This window comes from Cohnella sp. GbtcB17, assembly GCF_019091135.1.
GTDB lineage: Bacteria > Bacillota > Bacilli > Paenibacillales > Paenibacillaceae > Cohnella.
Window position 1 is genome coordinate 69,626 of the sequence record NZ_JAGXJW010000014.1, and the last position, 18,541, is coordinate 88,166.

Consider the following 18,541-nt stretch of genomic DNA (forward strand, 5'->3'; position numbering starts at 1 on the left):
CCGCGCAAATGTGCGCGATAGCTCATCTCTTTAAGCGAGAACCCGGGAGTTTCGGGTGAAAATCGTGCACTTTTGCGCGATAGAAGGAACGACGAACGGGGACAGCGCTCTATCGTACACTTTTGCGCGATAGCATGAAGGATCGGGGAACTTGCTCCAGCAATCCGGGGGCGGGTTCCTTTTTGTTTGCAACAATTTTGCAACATCGCTCGGGTTATAATGACGCCATCGTATATCAGCATGAAGGCGAGTGAATTTAAACGATGATTAAACGTTGGGTATCGATCGTTACCGTATTGTTTTTAATGATGACACTGATCCCTCAATACGCATGGGCTGGTCCTATCGACACGTGGACGCTTCGCAGCCCGTTGCCGACGGGGAATACGCTAAGCAGCGTTACATTTGGAAACGGTACCTTCGTAGCGGTAGGCAGCAAAGGAACGATTCTAACCTCAAGCGACGGAGCAAACTGGACGAGCCGAACGAGCGGCACTGTGAATATATTGAATAAGGTGATATGGGGAAGCAGCCTGTTTGTCGCGGTCGGTGCAGGAGGGTTGATCCTCACCTCCGCCGATGGAGTGAGCTGGACGAGCCGAGCGAGCGGACTTACGACGAACATTGCCGGGATCACTTACGGTAACGGCCTGTATGTGGCGGTCGGGAACAACGGCAGGATCGTGACTTCCAGCAATGGCGTAAATTGGGCGAGCCGAACGAGCGGCATTAATACCTCTTATATTTTGTATGACGTCGCTTACGGAAATGGTACGTACACGGCGGTGGGGAGCAGCGGAGTCGTTGTAACTTCCAGCAATGGTGGCGTGAACTGGACGAGTCAGACTAGCGGCTATGCTTATTCACTAACGGACGTTGCCTACGGGGACGGCCGATTTGTGGCTTTGGGCGGTCAGAATAGGACGCTGTTCTCCAACGATGACGGCGTGAGCTGGAGAACTAGCGGGACCAACTACTCAACAGCTTATGGCATCAGCTTCGTCAATGAGCATTATGTAGCTGTAGGCGACAGCGGCGCGATCTTGACCGGTGCCAACGGCGTAAGCTGGACGAACCAAAGCAGCGGGACGACCATACCGCTAACGAGCGCGGCATATGGCAACGGAACGTATGTCGCGGTGGGGGAAACCACGATCCTGACTTCCCCTGACCGCGTGAACTGGACGAGCCGTATGAACGGCACCTTAAGTACGCTGCTTGGGATGGCTTACTTAAACGGTATGTTTATGGGGGTAGGCGCAACAGGCACGATTGTCGCTTCCGGCGACGGAGCGAACTGGACGACTCGAACGAGCGGCACGCCGAATCATTTGTATGGCGTCGCGTACGCGGAAGATCTGTATGTGGCGGTGGGCTTAAACGGTACGGTCGTCACTTCTGCCGATGGCGCGAGCTGGACCAAACAAACAAGCGGCACGTCGAGCCAACTAACCGGTATTGCCTACGGTAACGGCAACTTCGTGGCGATTGGCACCGGCGGAACGATCTTAACCTCCGGCAATGGCTTGAACTGGACGGGACGAATGAGCGCAACCGGAAATAATCTGAAGGGCGTTGCTTTCGGAAACGGTCTGTATGTGGCGGTCGGGAACGGCGGAACAATTGAGACTTCTATTGACGGGATCAGCTGGACTTCGCGAACGAGCGGCACATCGAACCCGCTCAATGGCGTCGTTTACGGAAACGATATGTATGTAGCAGTCGGGAACGGCGGTACGATCGTGACCTCTCTTGACGGGATGAGCTGGGCCCCTCGAACAAGCGGCACTGCGAATCAACTCAGCGGCGTTACGTATGGAAACGGCATGTATGCAGCGGTAGGCGTCGGCGGAACGTTATTGACCTCCGGCAACGGAGCGAATTGGACAAGCCGGGCAAGCGGCAGTGCGAATGATCTGGCCGCCGTCGCTTATGGCGACAGCACGTATGTCGCGGCTGGCGCAAATGGAACCATCGTTCAATCCGAAAAGGTGCCGCCGGCCATCAACAGCGTGAGCGTCAACCCGGATCACGCAACCGTGCCGCAGGGAGGCAGCAAGCAGTTTACGGCGGCGGTAGACGCGATTAGCGGCGTGATGACGACGGTCAAGTGGGCGAGCAGCGACGCCGGAGGCAAGGTGGCGGTGGACGGCACGGGGAATGTGACCGTCGCAGCGGATACAGCGCCGGGCGATTATACGATTACGGCAACGTCAACGGTCGACAGTAGCAAGAAAGGTACAGCGACGATAACGGTCACAGCGGTGCCGCCGGAGCCGAAGCCGACGGCGGACGTCGACTACGCGGCGGAGCAGTTGACGGGATTGGTCGCGAATGCCAACTACTCGGTTAACGGAACGGCGGTAACGGCGGATGACAACGGCAAGGTGAAGGTCGAGGCCAGCTGGCTGGGCACGTCGTTAAGCGTCGTGAAGAAAGGCGATGGTACGACGACGATGGACAGCGCGGCGCAGACGCTTGCTCTGCCGGCACGCCCGGCGGCGCCGACCGCGGGCAAGACGGACGAGACGACCATCGGCGGCAACGACGGTGCGTTGACGGACGTAACGTCGGCCATGGAGTATAAGCGCGGAGCGTCCGGCAGTTGGCAGAATGTGACCGGCTCGAGCGTAACAGAACTCTCGCCGGACACGTACTACGTGCGTGTCAAAGCGACGTCTTCTTCCTTCGCTTCGACGGCGCAGACGGTGACGATCGGAGCGTTCGTAGCGACGCCGGAAACGAAGCCAACGGCGGATGTCGACTACGCGGCGGAGCAGTTTACGGAACTGGAGTCGAACGGAGCCTACACCATTAACGGTACGGCTGTGGTTGCGGATGGAAACGGCAAGGTGAAGATCGAGGCTAGCTGGCTGGGCACGCCGGTAAGCGTTGTGAAAAAAGGCAACGGCACAACGACAACCGACAGCGCGGCGCAGACGATTAGCCTGCCGGCACGGCCGACGATCCCGACCGCAGGCAAGACGGACGAGACGACCATCGGCGGCAACAACGGTACGCTGACGGGAGTAACGCCGGGCATGGAATACAAGCGGGGAGCGTCCGGCAGTTGGCAGGATGTAAGCAGCACCAGCGTTACAGATCTGACGCCTGATACCTATTACGTGCGCGTTAAGGCGACGTCTTCGTCCTTCGCTTCGGAAACGCAGACGGTCACGATCGCGGCGTACAACGCGTCGGCTGAGACGAAGCCGGCGGCGGATGTCGACTATGCGACGGAGCAACTGACGGGATTGGAGCTGAACGGCGCCTACTCCATTAACGGTACGGCTGTGGTGGCGGATAGCAACGGCAAAGTGAAGATCGAGGCTAGCTGGCTGGGCACGCCGGTAAGCATCGTGAAAAAAGGCAACGGCACAACGACGACTGACAGCGCTGCGCAGACGATTAGCCTGCCGGCGCGTCCCGCGGCGCCAACCGCAGGCAAGACGGACGAGAGTTCCATCGGCGGCAACGACGGTACGCTGACGAACGTATCGCCGGCGATGGAGTACAAGCGGGGAGCGTCCGGCAGTTGGCAGGACGTGAGCGGCACGAGCGTGACGGCGTTGGCGCCTGATACGTACACCGTGCGCTTCAAAGCGACGTCGACGTCGTTCGCTTCGACAGCGCAGACGGTCACGATCGCGGCGTTCGTCGGGACGCCGGAGCCGGAGCCGGACGCGAAGATCGACTACGCGGCTGAAGAGCTGACGGGGCTGGAGCCGAACGGCGCTTATTCTGTGAAGGGTACGGCGGTAACGGCGGATGGCAGCGGCAAAGTGAAGATCGAGGCCAGTTGGTTGGGCACGTCGATAAGCGTCGTGAAAAAAGGCAACGGCACGACGACGATCGACAGCGCGGCGCAGTCGATTAGCCTGCCGGCGCGCCCGGCTACCCCGACCGCGGGTAAAACGGACGAGAGCTCCATCGGCGGCAACGACGGCACGCTGACGGACGTAACGTCGGGCATGGAGTATAAGCGGGGAGCGTCCGGCAGTTGGCAGGATGTGACCGGCACGAGCGTAACGGGGCTGGTGCCGGATTCGTACTACTTGCGCGTCAAAGCGACGTCTTCGTCCTTCGCTTCGGCGACGCAGACGGTGACGATCGCAGCGTACAACGCGTCGGCTGAGACGATGCCCGCGGCGGCGGTCGACTACGCGGCGGAGCAACTGACGGGATTGGAGCCGAACGGCGCCTACACCATCAACGGTTCTGCTGTCGTGGCGGACAGCGAAGGCAAGCTGAAGATCGACGCCAGTTGGCTGGGCTTATCCGTGAGCATCGTGAAGACAGGCAACGGCACGACGACTACCGACAGCCCGGCGCAGACGCTTGTCCTGCCGGCGCGTCCGGCAGCGCCGGTCGATATCTCCGTGACGGATGTCACTTATAACGGAGCTCATGACGGCTCGATTCTCCATATCCAACTTGAGATGGAGTACAAAGAAGGCAGTAACGGTGCATGGACGAAGGTGAGCGGGACATCGGTTGTCGGGCTCGCACCGGGCATTTATTACGTACGGGTAGCGGCTACGGCAACGAACTTTGCCTCCATCCCTGCACAGGTGACCGTCCATGACTCCGATGCAACCATTCCGGGAGCTCCTGACATAAGCGCCGACGATGCGAGCAATAAGATAGTCGGTTTGGACACGACGATGGGATTCTCGATCGACGGCGGCGCCTATATCCGGTATGACGGCACCAACATGCCGGAGCTAAGCGGCGAGCACACGGTCCAGGTGAGGGTGGCGGCCAGCGGTTCCGTTCCGGCGGGGCCGTCGACTACAGTGATTTTTACAACGAATGTATCCGTTCCTGCCGGTGGTTTGACGGTGATCGCGACGGATCCGAGCGGCGCAGCCCATGACGGCAAAACCTTGATAACGGTAACGCCGGCCGTCGCCGACAGTCACCGGCTGGTCTACTTCAACTTCGGCAGCGGCACCGTAGTCGTACCGAATGTCGGCGACACGCTTAGCGGCTACTTGAACGTCCCGAACGACCGACTCATCACGGCAGCGAACGGCGACAAGATCGGCGTAGCCGAAGTAGACGCGCAAGGGCGCGTCGTGTATTTTGGTCAAACGGCAGCAAAGGTTGTCACGGAGCCGCAGACTCCCGAGCCTTCGAACGAAGCACCGACCGGAACTGCGGGTCCGAAGGAAGATTCGGTCGATGTCCTGGTTAACGGCAAGGTTGAAAATGCGGGCAAAGCAACGACGACTGAGTCGGGCGGCGTCAAGATGACGACGGTCGCCGTCGATCCGGCGAAGCTGCAGGCGAAGCTGAAAGCGGAGGGCATGAATGCAATCGTCACCATTCCAGTCAAGTCGTCGTCGAACGTCATTGTCGGCGAGTTGAACGGCCAAATGGTTAAAAGCATGGAAAACCTTTCGGCGACGCTCGTTCTGCAGACGGACAAAGGAACGTACACACTGCCGGCGAAGGAGATCAACATCGACGAGTTAGCAGGCAAGCTCGGCAGCGGCGCGAAGCTGGAGGATATTCGGTTTAAAGTCGAGATCGCGCAAACGCCGGACACCATGGCCAAGGTCGTCGAAAACGCAGCGTCGAAGGGCGAGTTTTCCGTTGTCGCGCCTGCGGTCGATTTTACGGTGTCGGGCACCTATGGCGGGAAAACGGTCGAAGTCACGACTTTTAACGTCTATGTCGAGCGCACGGTGGCTTTGCCGGACGGCATCGATCCGAATCGCATCACGACGGGCGTCGTCGTTGACGCAGACGGAACCGTACGGCATGTGCCGACCAAGGTTGTTCAGATCGAAGGCAAGTATTATGCGAAAATAAACAGCTTGACCAACAGCACGTACTCGGTCGTTTGGCATCCGCTCGAGTTTGCCGATGTCGCGAACCACTGGGCGAAAGCCGCCGTTAACGACATGGGCTCGCGAATGGTCATTGACGGTACGGGAGGCGGCCGGTTCAATCCCGATCGGGCGATCACCCGAGCCGAGTTTGCAGCCATTCTGGTGCGCGGCCTGGGGCTGAAGCTGGAGCAGGGGGCAACGGCGTTCGCCGACGTGAAAACGACGGATTGGTACGGCGGCGCGATCAACGCGGCATACGCGTACGAACTCATTAGCGGTTATGAGGACGGCACCTTCCGACCGAACGACGAGATTACGCGCGAAGAGGCCATGACGATTCTATCCAGAGCGATGGCGATGACCGGACTGAAGGCGAAGCTGCCTGCGCAAGCGGACGATGCCATCCTTCGGTCGTATAAAGATGCATCAGCCATCTCCGACTGGGCGCGAAGCAGCGTTCAAGACAACGTGCAGGCCGGCCTTGCGTCCGGACGAGGTGCCGCCGTGCTTGCGCCGAAGGCATCTATTACGAGGGCTGAGGTAGCAACTTTGATTCAACGGCTTTTGCAAGCTTCCTGGTTGATTTAAGGCAGGATATCGCTCAATAAAAAGGAGACAACAATGAAATCTATGGCGAATCAGTCGAAAAAATGGGGTATTCTTTCGAGTTTGCTGGCTGCCACGCTGCTGATGCCGTCCGGATGGGGAGGCGGCAAAGCCTATGCCAAACCGACGCCGCAGGCTCCGGCTTACACGGGTTCTCTTACTTGGGTGAATTATACGGAGCCCGCTTATCAATTAAATCCGCCACAGTTTCCTACGAATCCTGGGGAGACCTACATGCCGATGTTCATGGATATCGACAATGCCGGCCATTTTTATATTTCCAAGCTTCGTTTCTTGTCAATGATCGGCAGTACGCCTCTTCATTCGGGCAAAATCGAGAAGCTTTCGGACAACGGTGAGACATCCACCGATATTACGTACGATTCCGGCGTGACGACGCCGATCGGCATTGCGGTGAATGATGCAGGCGATGTGTACGTGGCCGACAATACCTGGATTATGGGCACTGCCAGTAGCGCAACCCCCAATACGGCCAGACTGTTGAAGCTGACGCACGGAACCACTTCCTGGGAGCAGATCACGCCTGTCGGTTTGAAGTATGCCATGGGCGTCGAGGTGGATCGGCAAGGAAACGTATACGTAATCGACGGCATATACGGCAACCAAACGGGGGTAACGCCGCATATTTGGAAATGGAATCAAGCTCAATCGACGTGGACCGATATCGCAACGAGCGCGGTCACAAATCCGCTCGATATTGCAGTCGACAGCGCCGGAAATGTCTTTATCACCAATACAAGACAGTCCCCGAGCATCGGCACGAGTCCGTATCAAGTTCTCAAGCTGACAGCGGGAAGTACGAATTGGACGGATATTACGCCTTCATCTTCAGGCATTTCTTTCGCGGCGTACGGGATTGGAATTGATAGGTACGATAATGTATGGGCTGCGAATATGGCGGCGGGGTTAACGGGTGAATCCATCGCAATGAAGCTCGCAAGCGGAGGAGGTTCCGGGGATTGGGTCGAGACCGGTATCCTTTCGAATGCATCCAACCAATACCAGATTTTCGATGTCGCGGCCGACAGCTCGGGTTACATTTACGGCACCAACTATTTATCGGGCAATATCTCTACTTTGAGAGCTGCTCTCGTCTATGACGGCAACGGCGGCACAGGCAGTTCCCTGGCAGCGACGCCTGTAGGCTACTTGCCGAACGAAACCGCGATCGTGGCCGATCAAGGAGACTTGGTCAGGCCGGGATATGTGTTCAAAGGCTGGAGCACAACAGGCAATATGCCCGTCGATTACGCGCCTGGCGACACGATCGTGATGACCGAAACCAAAAAGCTTAGGGCGGTATGGGGGCTTCCTGCTGTCATAACGGGTATTCAATTGGATAGCACCGCCTACACGCTGGATGTCGGCGGAACACACCTATCGGCAGCGACTGCGCGTTATGACGATAACAGCACGAAGGCGCTCAGCTCCGGCGTGACCTACAGCTCCAGCAACTCGGAAGTCGCCACGGTTGACGCTTCGGGCATGGTGACGGCGGTGGCAGCCGGCGAAGCGACGATCACTGCACAGTACGGCAATTATCAGGCCCAAGCAAGCGTAACGGTTAACGACACGCCGCCGGCTCCTGCCATAACGGGCATTCAACTGGATAGCTCCGCTTATTCACTGGATGTCGGAGGCACGCATCAATCGGTAGCGACGGCGGTCTATGACGATAACAGCACGAAGGCGCTGAGCTCCGGCGTGACCTATAGCTCCAGCAACTCGGAAGTCGCCACGGTTGACGCTTCGGGCATGGTGACGGCGGTGGCAGCCGGCGAAGCGACGATCACAGCCCAGTACGGCAATTATCAGGCCCAAGCAAGCGTAACGGTTAATGACACGCCGCCGCCGGCTCCTGCCATAACGGGCATTCAACTGGACAGCTCCGCTTATTCGCTGGATGTCGGAGGCACGCATCAATCGGTAGCGACGGCGGTCTATGACGATAACAGCACGAAGGCGCTGAGCTCCGGCGTGACCTACAGTTCCAGCAACTCGGAAGTCGCCACGGTTGACGCTTCGGGCATGGTGACGGCAGTCGCTGCCGGTCAAACGATCATTACCGCCGTTTACGGCGATTATCGGGCGGAAGCGAACGTAACGGTTAACAACGCGCCGACTCCTCCTCCGACGACACCGGCACCGGCGAATCCGGACGTTGAGATCTGGGTAGACGGCGTGAAGCAGGATCAACTGGCAACTGCTCAGCATCAAACGGTAGGCGGGCGCACCGTCACGACGGTTAAGCTGGATAACCAGAAGGTGCTGGACAAGCTGTCGCGAGAAAACAGCAAGCTGTTGACTATCCCGGTCGGCGGAAGCAGCGACGACGTGATCGGCGAGCTGAACGGGAGCGTGATCAAGGCGCTGGAATCCAACGCTGCCCGGCTTCAGATTCAAACCGGCAAAGGCACGTATACAATCCCGGCTTCCCTGATCGATATCGGAGGCTTGTCCGCGCAGTTAAGTGCAGGCTCGAATCTTCAGGACATTACGATCCGCATACAAATATCCGCATCGTCCGCCGATAAGACGGCTCAGGTGCATGAGGCTGCAAAGTCCGGTCAACTTCAGACGATCGGAAGTCCTGTCGATTTCGAGATTACTGCAGTCTACGGTACGCAGAGCGTTCCGGTAAACAAGTTTGGCGGTTACGTAGAACGCAAAATCGCGATTCCGGACGATGTGTCGCCAAGCGGCATCACGACGGGCGTCGTGCTGACGGACGACGGATCGCTGCATCACGAACCGACGGTCGTCGTACAAGAGAACGGCAAATATTTCGCGAAAATTAACAGCTTGACCAACAGCACTTATTCCGTCATCTATAATCCTCGCGCAATGGGAGACGTGAGCTCGCATTGGGCGAGCGCCGAAGTGAACGACATGACTTCCCGTCTTATCATTGAAGGCGTAAACGATACGGAATTCATGCCTGACGCGGCGATTACGAGAGCGGAGTTTGCGGCAATCGTGACGAGGGGGCTTGGAATTCAATCCAGGAGCTATACTGGCGGCTTTTCGGACGTCGCTTCGGGCAACTGGTACGCGGGCGCCGTTCAAGCCGCGGCCGACTATGGCCTGATCGACGGATATGTCGACGGGACGTACCTTCCGAACCGGAACATTACGCGTCAAGAAGCGGTGGCCGTGCTGATTCGTGCGGGTGCGATCCCCAAGCTGGAAGCCACTGTGACGACGAATGAAGCGAATCGTGCGCTGAGCGCCTTCGCCGATGGCGGCGACGTGCCGAGCTGGGCTCGTTCCTCTATCGCTAGCGCTATAAACCTGAACCTCTTGAAGGGACGGGGTGGCAAGCTTGATCCAGAGGCCAATCTGACGCGCGCGGAAGCCGCCGTGATCGTACGCCGACTGCTTCAGGCCGCCGATCTGATCAATTAATCGCAAAAGGTGCAAAACCCCGTTTCCGATCGTATCGGAGGCGGGGTTTTTGGGCTGCATGAGCCGAGTCCGTCGGAATACGCCCGCACGGTGCGGGTGAGAATGTCCGATTCATGGTAGCCGGTGAACGAATCGAATCGACGGATCACGCCTGGACAGTCGCAGCGTTCGGTCCGGCTACCCTGCGGCCCGTTAATTTGGATGCCGGCAGAATGCCGGCTTTGGCGGCGCCGACCATTCGGTCGCCGTCAACGGCGACCTCGAACTTCAGATGCAGGCGCATCGGCTTCGCGACCCGCATCGACCACTGCAGATTGCCCTTCGCCACAACCGGGTTCAACAGCTCGACCGTCTCCCCTCCCTGCGTGGCCGTGCCTTGGATACGGCCGTCTCGGGTCGCGATGGAGAGCTGGACCGCAAGCTTCCCGACCGGCGTCGCGATCGTCGTCTCCCATTCTCCGTCATAGACGGACATCGACTCGCTAGTGCTCAACGGACCGGCGATTGTGGATTCCGCGAAGTCCGGCTCCTCCGTCTGCGCTTCGTCCGCCGACAGCGGACGAACGATAGGCGCCAGCCCTTGCTGCCGCCAGGGCGTCCCCCGCCGTTCGTATTCGAACAGCCTCTCGATTTCGTGCGCTATACGCGGCCCCAATTCGCGCTCCACGAGGTACAAGGCGACGTCGAGTCCCGAGGTGACGCCGCCTCCGCTGACCAGATCGCCGTCGTCGACGACGCGCGCCGGGACGGGGATGGCGCCGGTTGCTCCGAATATGCCCATGCCCAGCCGGTGGGTGACCGCATGCCGGCCTTCCAGCAGCCCGCCCATCGCGAGCAGCAAGGAGCCTCCGCATACGGTGGCGACCGTGACGTCCGGCCGTGCGAGCGCCTGTCCCATCAGCCCGGTCAAGTCCGTCGTCATGGCCCGACCGAGAATGGCCGGGACGGAATCGTATCCGTCGCCCTCGACGCCGCCGGCGGCGCCGGGCACGAGCACGATGCCGCCGCGTTCCGGCGACAGCCTACCGCTCGCTTCGATCCGCAGTCCGCCCATGCCGCTCGGGACGAATCTCGGTCCTTCGGCGGTGACGAGCTCCAAAGCGATGGCGTTATCCAAATAGAGCGAGACGGCGCTGAACACCTCGTAAGGCGCAAGGGCGTCCATGAGATCGAAGCCGTCGAAAAGCACGATTTGCACGTTTAACATGAAGGTCTCCTCCTGTCGGTCCTGTCTGACGCGTGACGCTTTCGAATCTCGCCGTCAGCCTTCCTCGTACATCCTAACAACCGAATGTCACGAACGTAGAGGCCAAAGAGTCACAAAATCGTATACGTTTGAGCACAGTCCCGTCAGAAGACGCAGGGGGGCTTTTTGTTTTTAATATTACTTTATATTGACATAATACAAATTTAAATGAAATATAAGGTGGAGGTAGACAGGACGAAGCGCTGCGGCGAGCGACTACAATGTCGTCATCGACGCGTTCGAATTCCGTTAATGCGAGCAACAAGGCGACCAGGTATGAACGAAGGTCGATAGTTGACGGGGCTGCGAGCAACAAGGCGGCCAAGTATGAATGACGAACGATAGTTGACAGGGCTGCGAGCAACAAAGCGGTCAAGTATGAACGGCGGTCGATAGTTGGCGGGGCTAGTAGTCGCGAACGACGGCGAACGGGATACCCCGTTCGCCGTCGTTGTTCAACGTGGCAAATGCCGGTTCAAGCTGTCAGTTCGAATCCGCCTGTTTACGAAACGCGATAGGCGACATGCCCGTCTTTTCCCGGAACCCCCGTTCAAAATGAGCCAGCGTATTGAAGCCCGACGCGTAGCAAATCTCGGTAATCGACGATTCCGAAGCGAGGAGCAGCGATTTCGCGAAGCGAACGCGCAATTGCTGCAAATAGCCCCGGAACGAGAGGCCAGCGCCGCCTGCTTCGCCACCGCCTCTAGCGTCAGATCCTCCCTGAAATGATGCTCCGTGTAGAGCACGGCCCTGCGAATCGCCAGCGGCAGCGTTCGCGAGTCCTTGGTGCGTTCGAGCGATGCCGATCCGCGACAAGCGCGGGCATGCTTCAGCAATATGCGTTCGAGCAAGTTTTCGAGCATCTTCCGTTTTCGGCCGGGTGTCGTTCGCTTCGTTCCAGATCGCGGCAAAATCCGCTGACGCTCCCTCTTCCGGCGCATAACGATGCCCGAGATGGGGCGCCTCCGAGAACAGCAGAAACCGCAGCTCATCGTCCAGCATGTCCTCGGAGAAGATAATGTTAATCAGCTCCAGGCCATCGCTCGTAAGCGGGCTCAGATGATGAAAATCCGCGGGCGTGAGCAAAAAAGTGCTGCCGGGTCCCACCGGATAAGATTGACCGTTCCAATCGTTGGTCCCTTCTCCGGACACGATATGCGTAATTTCATAAAATTCATGCCAATGCAGCCCGGTAGGGCCGCGGAGACTTCCGGAAAACACCTGGATGGAGGCGTCCTTCGGCATAAACTGTTCCATCGTCAGCCGTTCGGGCTGCTGGGTCATCCGTATTTCGCCTCCATCCTCGTCTCCAGCCTCTTTTTCGTCAGCCGCCTATTTCCATGCCTCGCTGCCGCGGAAGCTCATATGCTGCGCCTGATCGAACTTGGGTTTTTGTAAATAGCTATTAACGCCAGGCACCGCGTTTCCTCTCAGCAGGAACGCGCTTGGCCAGTTGTCCACGGTGATGCGCGTGGATGTCGGGATGTACCGTATGGTCAACCCGCAGCGGCGCAGCGGCGAAAGATTCGCTTCCAACCCGTGAATAACGTTCGGATGATGCACGGACACGTCGCCCGAGCGAAGAATCAAATCGACCGCCTTGTCTTCCTCCACGAGCGACGGGTCGACCTCCGACTCCAATACGCTCATGACCTGCGTATTCTGCTTCATTTCCTGCAGCTCCATCGTCTGCGTGCCGGGGATGACGCGCAAGCAGCCGTTTTCCCGCACAGAATCGTCAACGGCCAGCCACAGCGTGACGACGTTCATCGGCGCAAGCGGCCAATAGCTGCCGTCCTGATGCCACAGCACCGGCCTGCCGTCGAAGGGCGGCTTGCTGATGTAATGAGATGCGAACAAGGCGATGTCCGGTCCGATGAACTGTTCGGCGATATCGAGCAGCCGATCGTCGCTGATCAGCCGGATCCAAAACGGATCGTTGGCAAGCAGATCGTTGCCCAATTGCTCCGGCCGCTTCTCGGGATACTTTTTCATGAGCCAGGCAATATGTTCTTTGGCTTCCCCCATCAGCTCGGCATCCAGCACGTTCTGAAAGACGGCGTAGCCCAGTTGATCATATTGCTGCTTTTTTTCCGCCAATGCCATTTGATTATTCATATGAGCACCGTCCTTGAGAGGATTAGTTGATGAATCTCTCGTTATTGTAGGATATGGGCGCGGAAGCCAGCTTTGCATTTCTACATAATGAGTATGCATTTACTCAGGTGTTGAAGGAAGGCGGATCGATCGCTACCGACTTGCGCCCTGATAGAGGTTCGCCTTATACTTTTTCGGACTAACCCCGGTGTATTTGGTGAACACGTGCGTGAAGTAAGCCGGCGTATCGATCCCCACGGCGCTGGCGACTTCGGATACCTTTTTGAAAGGGTCCTTCAGCAATCGCTTGGCGATCTCGATCCGGTGCTTGTTGATCGCGTCGACGATCGATTCGCCGGTTTCTCGCCTGTACAGGCGGCTGAGATAGCTGCTGTTGACATGGATATGGTCGGCGATGATCTGCAGCGTCAAATTCCGGTTGAAGTTCTCGCGGATAAACTTCTGCGTCTCGATGACGATATAATTGTGCGGCCTGTCGCTGGATAGGACGTCCGATAGTTCGACGATGAGCTTCTCGACGATATGCAGCAGGCTATGGATGCTCTTGCTCTCCTGGATTTGCTTGTACAGAGAGGACTCGTCGCCGGCCTGGATCGAAGCCGCCTGCTGTCCGGTCTCCAGCAGCTTGAAGCAGTAAGTGCCGATTAGCAAGCACGCGGCCTTGATGTTCTGAACCGGCTCCTTGGCGCGCCTGTACTTCTCCATCCATTGGTTCAATCGCTGGATGGCCGTGTCGTATTGTCCGGCTTGCAGACATTCGTTGACCTGCTGGGCCACGTTATACGGTCTGTCTTCAATCGCCGGGACGTGTTCGGAACGGGGCGCATAGACCGACACATGATTTTCGTTGTAAAAGCTGCCTTCCATGGCCTGACAGGACTCTGCGTAGGCGGATGCGAGCGTCGTCACGTCCCCATGCATGCCGCTGATGCCGATGCTGACGGAGAAGCGCATAAAGCTCTCGGCCATGAGCAGGATCTCGTTGCAGGTAGCGGCGAGCGTTCGGATGCAGTCGTCGGAGCGGCGACCCGGGTAGGACACGATTGCCGACAGCGAATTGGGGTTCAGTACGAGCATGTCGTGGGGATCCGCTTGAAATGCGAGAGATAGATACTGCTGTATGGCGTCGGCAAATTTGTGGAAGTCCTCGGAGGCGCCTCTGTCCGTCTCGCGGAGAGCCGAGTCTTCATGAATCTCGACGTGAACGATAAAATAATCGGCCAGTTGAACGCCAAGCGCGCGGGCGCCGTTCAAGAGCGCCGCTTTATCGGCCACGATGCCGCATAAGGCGTCCTTTAGAAACTTCTCGCGGACTTCGCTCCTGCTGTCCTTGACCATATTCTCCAGCTGGATCAGCTTCCGTTCGCGGTCTTTTTCCTTCAGCAACAGCTGCTTGGCTTTGCGGACAGCATCCGGGATTTTTTCGCTCGGATTGGTCTTCACGACGAAGTCGACGGCCTGGTATTGGATGGCGGATTGTGCGTACGAAAAATCGGCGAACGCCGTTAGCAGGATCACCTTGATATGCGGATCGTTCTCGTAGACATAGCGAGTCAGCTCGATCCCGTCCATGCCGGCCATACGAATGTCGGTCAGGATAATGTCCACCTGATGCGTCGATAGCAGCTGAACGGCCTCCAGCCCGTCGCCGGCCTCGCAGACCACCTCGCAATCCAGCGCGTGCCAATCGATGAAGCAGATCAGTCCCTTCCGGATGACCGCTTCGTCATCGACGATCATGACTTTATACATAGGATGTCTCCCCCCGATCTGCAGGTATGCGAACCGTTACTTTGGAGCCAAGATTCCTGCGGCTTTCGATATCGATGCCATAAGCGTCTCCGTAGATCAGCTTGATTCGCTTGTTGGTGTTGTTCAGTCCGATATGGTGATGTCCGGTTTTTTTCTTGCCTGCGCTTAGCGCATGGTCTTTGTCCATCAAGCCGCTCTCGAACCCCAGCCCGTTGTCGGTAATCTCGAAATAAATCGTATCGCCTTCCCTGCGAATACGGAGGGTGAGCGTGCCTTTGCCTACCTTTTTCTCAAGTCCGTGCACGATGGCATTTTCCACGAGGGGCTCGATGCTCAGCTTGGGGAGCCGCAGGTCGAGAATGGATTCGTCTTCGACCTCGATGGCGTAGTCGAATTTATCGTCGAATCTTTCTTTTTGGATGTACAGGTAGAATCGGATGAACTCCAGCTCCTGACGGATAGGGATCATGTCCGTCCCTCCTGAATAAATCCCAGCCTGCAGCAGCTCGGTCATGGCGGTAACCATCTTGTAGACGGTCTCGTCCTTGGACAGCCGGGCTTTGTAGCCGATCGTGATCAGCGTATTGAACAGGAAATGGGGATTCATCTGCGACTGAAGAAATTTGATCTCCGATACCTTGACGAGCAGCTGCTTTTCGTAAACTTCGCCGATCAGATGCTTGATCTCGCCGGTCATTTTATTAAAGGTGCCGCTTAGCAGGTTGAGCTCGACGTCCTTGTACGACGGCATGACGGTGTTGTAATCGCCCTGCTTGACTTTGTTGAAGCTGTGAAACAGATCGCGGATGAAACGGGTAAAGCGAAGCGAAACAAGGATGCCCGCCGCTGTGGAGACGGAGGCGATCAGCACGATGATCCATACGTAATTCCGGATGCTGTCGGACAGTTTGGCAAGGATCTGCTTTTTGGGAATGCCGACGATAAACGTCAGTCCGGTGCCGCCGATGCTTTGCGACGCGAATATGTATTTCTGCCCGTCCAGGCTGACATCGTTCACGGTCGTGCTGTCTTTGAGCTGCAAGATCGACGGCTCAACCTGAAGTCCGAGCTGACGCTTATCCGAGCTGGAGTATACGAAGCCCCGATTATCGATGATGTAGGCCATAGAACCCGGAAAGCCGATGAGCTCTGCGTATTTGGCGGACAAGTCCGCCTCGCTGGTGCCGAAGATGAGGACAAGACGCTGCGTCGGAATATCGATATTCGATACGATGCGGGTGAAGTAAAGGGTCGGATCGCCGGCGCTAGGCGGCAGAATCTCTTTTCCCCTCACTTTGTTCTTGCTCACCGTCCGGTACACGCTCAGATTATGCTGGTTGGTCTGCTCGATATTAGGCTGCGACTTCAGGACGGAGATGAAGTTATCCGCGTCGAAAAAGACATAGGCTGTCGACAGCAGGCTGATATTCCAGGCGTTGTTGAACATCAGGCTGTACTTGAGATCCTCCTCGATCTCGCTCTTGTTCAGGAACTTCTTATAAAAGTCGTCGCCAAGGGAGACGTCCTCGACGGACCAGGTTCTGACCGCTTTGTTGGATAGGAAATGAAGGGACGTATTGTCGATGATTTGAAACGAATTTTCGATATTGTCGTTGGTCTGATGAATGAGCTGGGACAAGTTTTCGTTCGCATTTTTGGTCAGCATGTAGGAGATGCTCCAGTGAAAATAAAAGCCGGCCAAGGTCATCGGAAGGAGAATGAGCAGAAAAACGGCAGCGACGATCTTATGACGGATCGGAATGCTCGCCAGCACATTCAAGTATTGAAAGGGTTTACAATTACGGATATTCGGCATGATGACTGCTCCTCGGCGAACGATACTGAAAGCAAAGCCTATTATAATACCATTTGCGCATCCCCGGATAGGAGAACGTGGTCCAGCGGACCTCGTAGCGGACAGGAAGTCAAAAAAACATAAGAAAGTTAAAAATAACGGCAGTAAAGACGTGCCGGCATCTCCGCTTGTATCCTTCCCGATGCAAAGCATCAAAATAACGCAACTCATGATGTCGAAAAACGATTCCCCTTTTGTCTTATAATGAGCTCGTAGCGCTACGGGGGAAATCAAGCAAGCGGTTGCAAGACAGGATCGGCTATTTGGAGGGGGAAGCAAAGTGAAAAAAACGATCTACAAGACAAGCGCCGCCATGGCAGGCGCGCTCGTGCTGCTCGCGTCCGTGACGGCATGCGGCTCCAACAATTCTTCGTCGCCGGCCAGCGGCGCGCCGTCGTCCGACAGCCCGCCGGCTTCGGCGACAGCTTCGGCGCAAGGGAGCGAACAGGCGGCCGCCAAGGCGCCGGTTAAGATCAAATACCTGACGTACCGGGTCGGTACACATGCTTCCGCCAAGCTCGAAGCGGAGCAGATCAAGCAGTTCAACGAGAAATACGGCAAGGAAGTCGAAGTACAAGTCGAGGAGATTCCGAGCGATTCGGCTTATGAAGATAAGATCAAGATCTTGGCGGCCTCCGGGGACATTCCCGACGTGGTCATGGGCAAAAACGGGATCAACGATATTCTGATCAAAGGCAATCTTGCAACCCCTTTCAACGATTACCTTAGCCAGGACCCCGAGTGGGCGAAGGAGATCGGCGACGAGGCGCTTGCGGCCAACACCCGCGAAGGCAAAGTCTGGTCGATCAGCGACCAGAAACAGACGGTGGGCTACTTTTATAACAAGGAAATGTTCGACAAGGCCAGCATCAAGCCCGCGCAGACGTGGGACGAATTCATGAGCAACAACGAAAAGCTCAAGGCCGCCGGCTTCGTGCCGCTGGCGCTGATGACGGGCGAAAATGCATGGACGACGAACCTGATTCTGGCCTCGATCGTAGGTACCAGCGGAGATGCCGGCAACAAGTTCATGAACACGCTGCACCCGTCGGATTTCAATACGCCCGAGATGATCGGCGCGCTTAATCAAGTAAAAACGATGCTGGAAAAATATACGACCAAGGACGCGCTTGGGGCCGGTTATGCGAATGCAGCCAACAACTTCTGCCAGGCCAAAGCAGCTATCATCGCAAACGGGCCTTGGATGATCGGCGACTTCAGCGATACGACGAAGTGCGCCGCGGGCTTCGACCAGAAGGTCGGCATCGCCGCATTCCCGGGGAACGGCATGATCTCTTCCTATGAAGTCGGCTATATGAACGGCGGCAAGACGCAGGAAACGCGCGATGCGGCCGAGAAGTTCATCCGCTTCAAGACGGGTCTTGAAGGCCAGCGGATCGCGCTCGAATTCGGCAACGTCGTGCCGGTGTCCGATCAGGTGCAACCGTCCGAGGAGCTGAAGCAGAAGTACCCGCTGCTCGTGGAGTCGATCGCGGTCGGCAATCAGTCGCAGGTCCATTACGGTTCGCTCGACTCTATCGTGTATCCGAACGTGACGGATGCATGGAAGCTGCTGTATCCGGAATTGGTATTCGGCAAGTCGACCGCCGAGGAGATCGCCAAGAAGCTGAGCGACATCGCCGCCAAAAACAAATAGTCGGCGCAGGCAGCCGGAAATCGCGGCCGGACGCTCCCCATTCG

The 18,541-nt window shown here is 57.2% G+C and carries 8 protein-coding genes; 3 read left to right on the top strand and 5 right to left on the bottom strand.

Going from position 1 to position 18,541, the window contains the following annotated elements; genetic code table 11:
- The first annotated feature begins 263 nt into the window (after positions 1–263).
- Positions 264–6,425, top strand: coding sequence for an S-layer homology domain-containing protein (locus KVT38_RS09900; protein WP_217593543.1), 6,162 nt, complete (start codon positions 264–266; stop codon positions 6,423–6,425).
- 33 nt (positions 6,426–6,458) lie between these two features.
- Positions 6,459–9,869 carry an Ig-like domain-containing protein gene (locus tag KVT38_RS09905; RefSeq protein WP_217593544.1) on the top strand — a complete coding sequence of 1,137 codons (3,411 nt, stop codon included), beginning with the start codon at positions 6,459–6,461 and terminating at the stop codon, positions 9,867–9,869.
- Between the two features lie 145 nt (positions 9,870–10,014).
- On the opposite strand, the gene KVT38_RS09910 is transcribed toward KVT38_RS09905, so the two are convergent.
- From KVT38_RS09910 to KVT38_RS09930, 5 genes are all read right to left on the bottom strand, one after another.
- On the bottom strand, positions 10,015–11,076 hold the full coding sequence (locus tag KVT38_RS09910) for a DJ-1/PfpI family protein (protein ID WP_217593545.1): 1,062 nt from the start codon (positions 11,074–11,076) through the stop codon (positions 10,015–10,017).
- 522 nt (positions 11,077–11,598) lie between these two features.
- Positions 11,599–12,399: an AraC family transcriptional regulator gene (locus KVT38_RS09915; RefSeq protein ID WP_217593546.1), complete on the bottom strand. Its 801-nt coding sequence runs from the start codon at positions 12,397–12,399 to the stop codon at positions 11,599–11,601.
- Between the two features lie 48 nt (positions 12,400–12,447).
- On the bottom strand, positions 12,448–13,233 hold the full coding sequence (locus tag KVT38_RS09920; protein ID WP_217593547.1) for a phytanoyl-CoA dioxygenase family protein: 786 nt from the start codon (positions 13,231–13,233) through the stop codon (positions 12,448–12,450).
- Between the two features lie 132 nt (positions 13,234–13,365).
- Positions 13,366–14,985 carry a response regulator gene (locus tag KVT38_RS09925; protein ID WP_217593548.1) on the bottom strand — a complete coding sequence of 540 codons (1,620 nt, stop codon included), beginning with the start codon at positions 14,983–14,985 and terminating at the stop codon, positions 13,366–13,368.
- Entirely contained in the window at positions 14,978–16,801 is a 1,824-nt protein-coding gene (locus tag KVT38_RS09930) for a sensor histidine kinase (protein WP_217593549.1), read from the bottom strand. Before KVT38_RS09930 ends, KVT38_RS09925 begins: the two co-directional genes overlap by 8 nt.
- A 319-nt stretch (positions 16,802–17,120) precedes the next feature.
- Between KVT38_RS09930 and KVT38_RS09935 the strand changes: the two genes are divergently transcribed.
- Positions 17,121–18,497, top strand: a complete 1,377-nt coding sequence (locus KVT38_RS09935) for an ABC transporter substrate-binding protein (protein WP_217593550.1) — start codon at positions 17,121–17,123, stop codon at positions 18,495–18,497.
- The last annotated feature ends 44 nt before the right edge of the window (positions 18,498–18,541 follow it).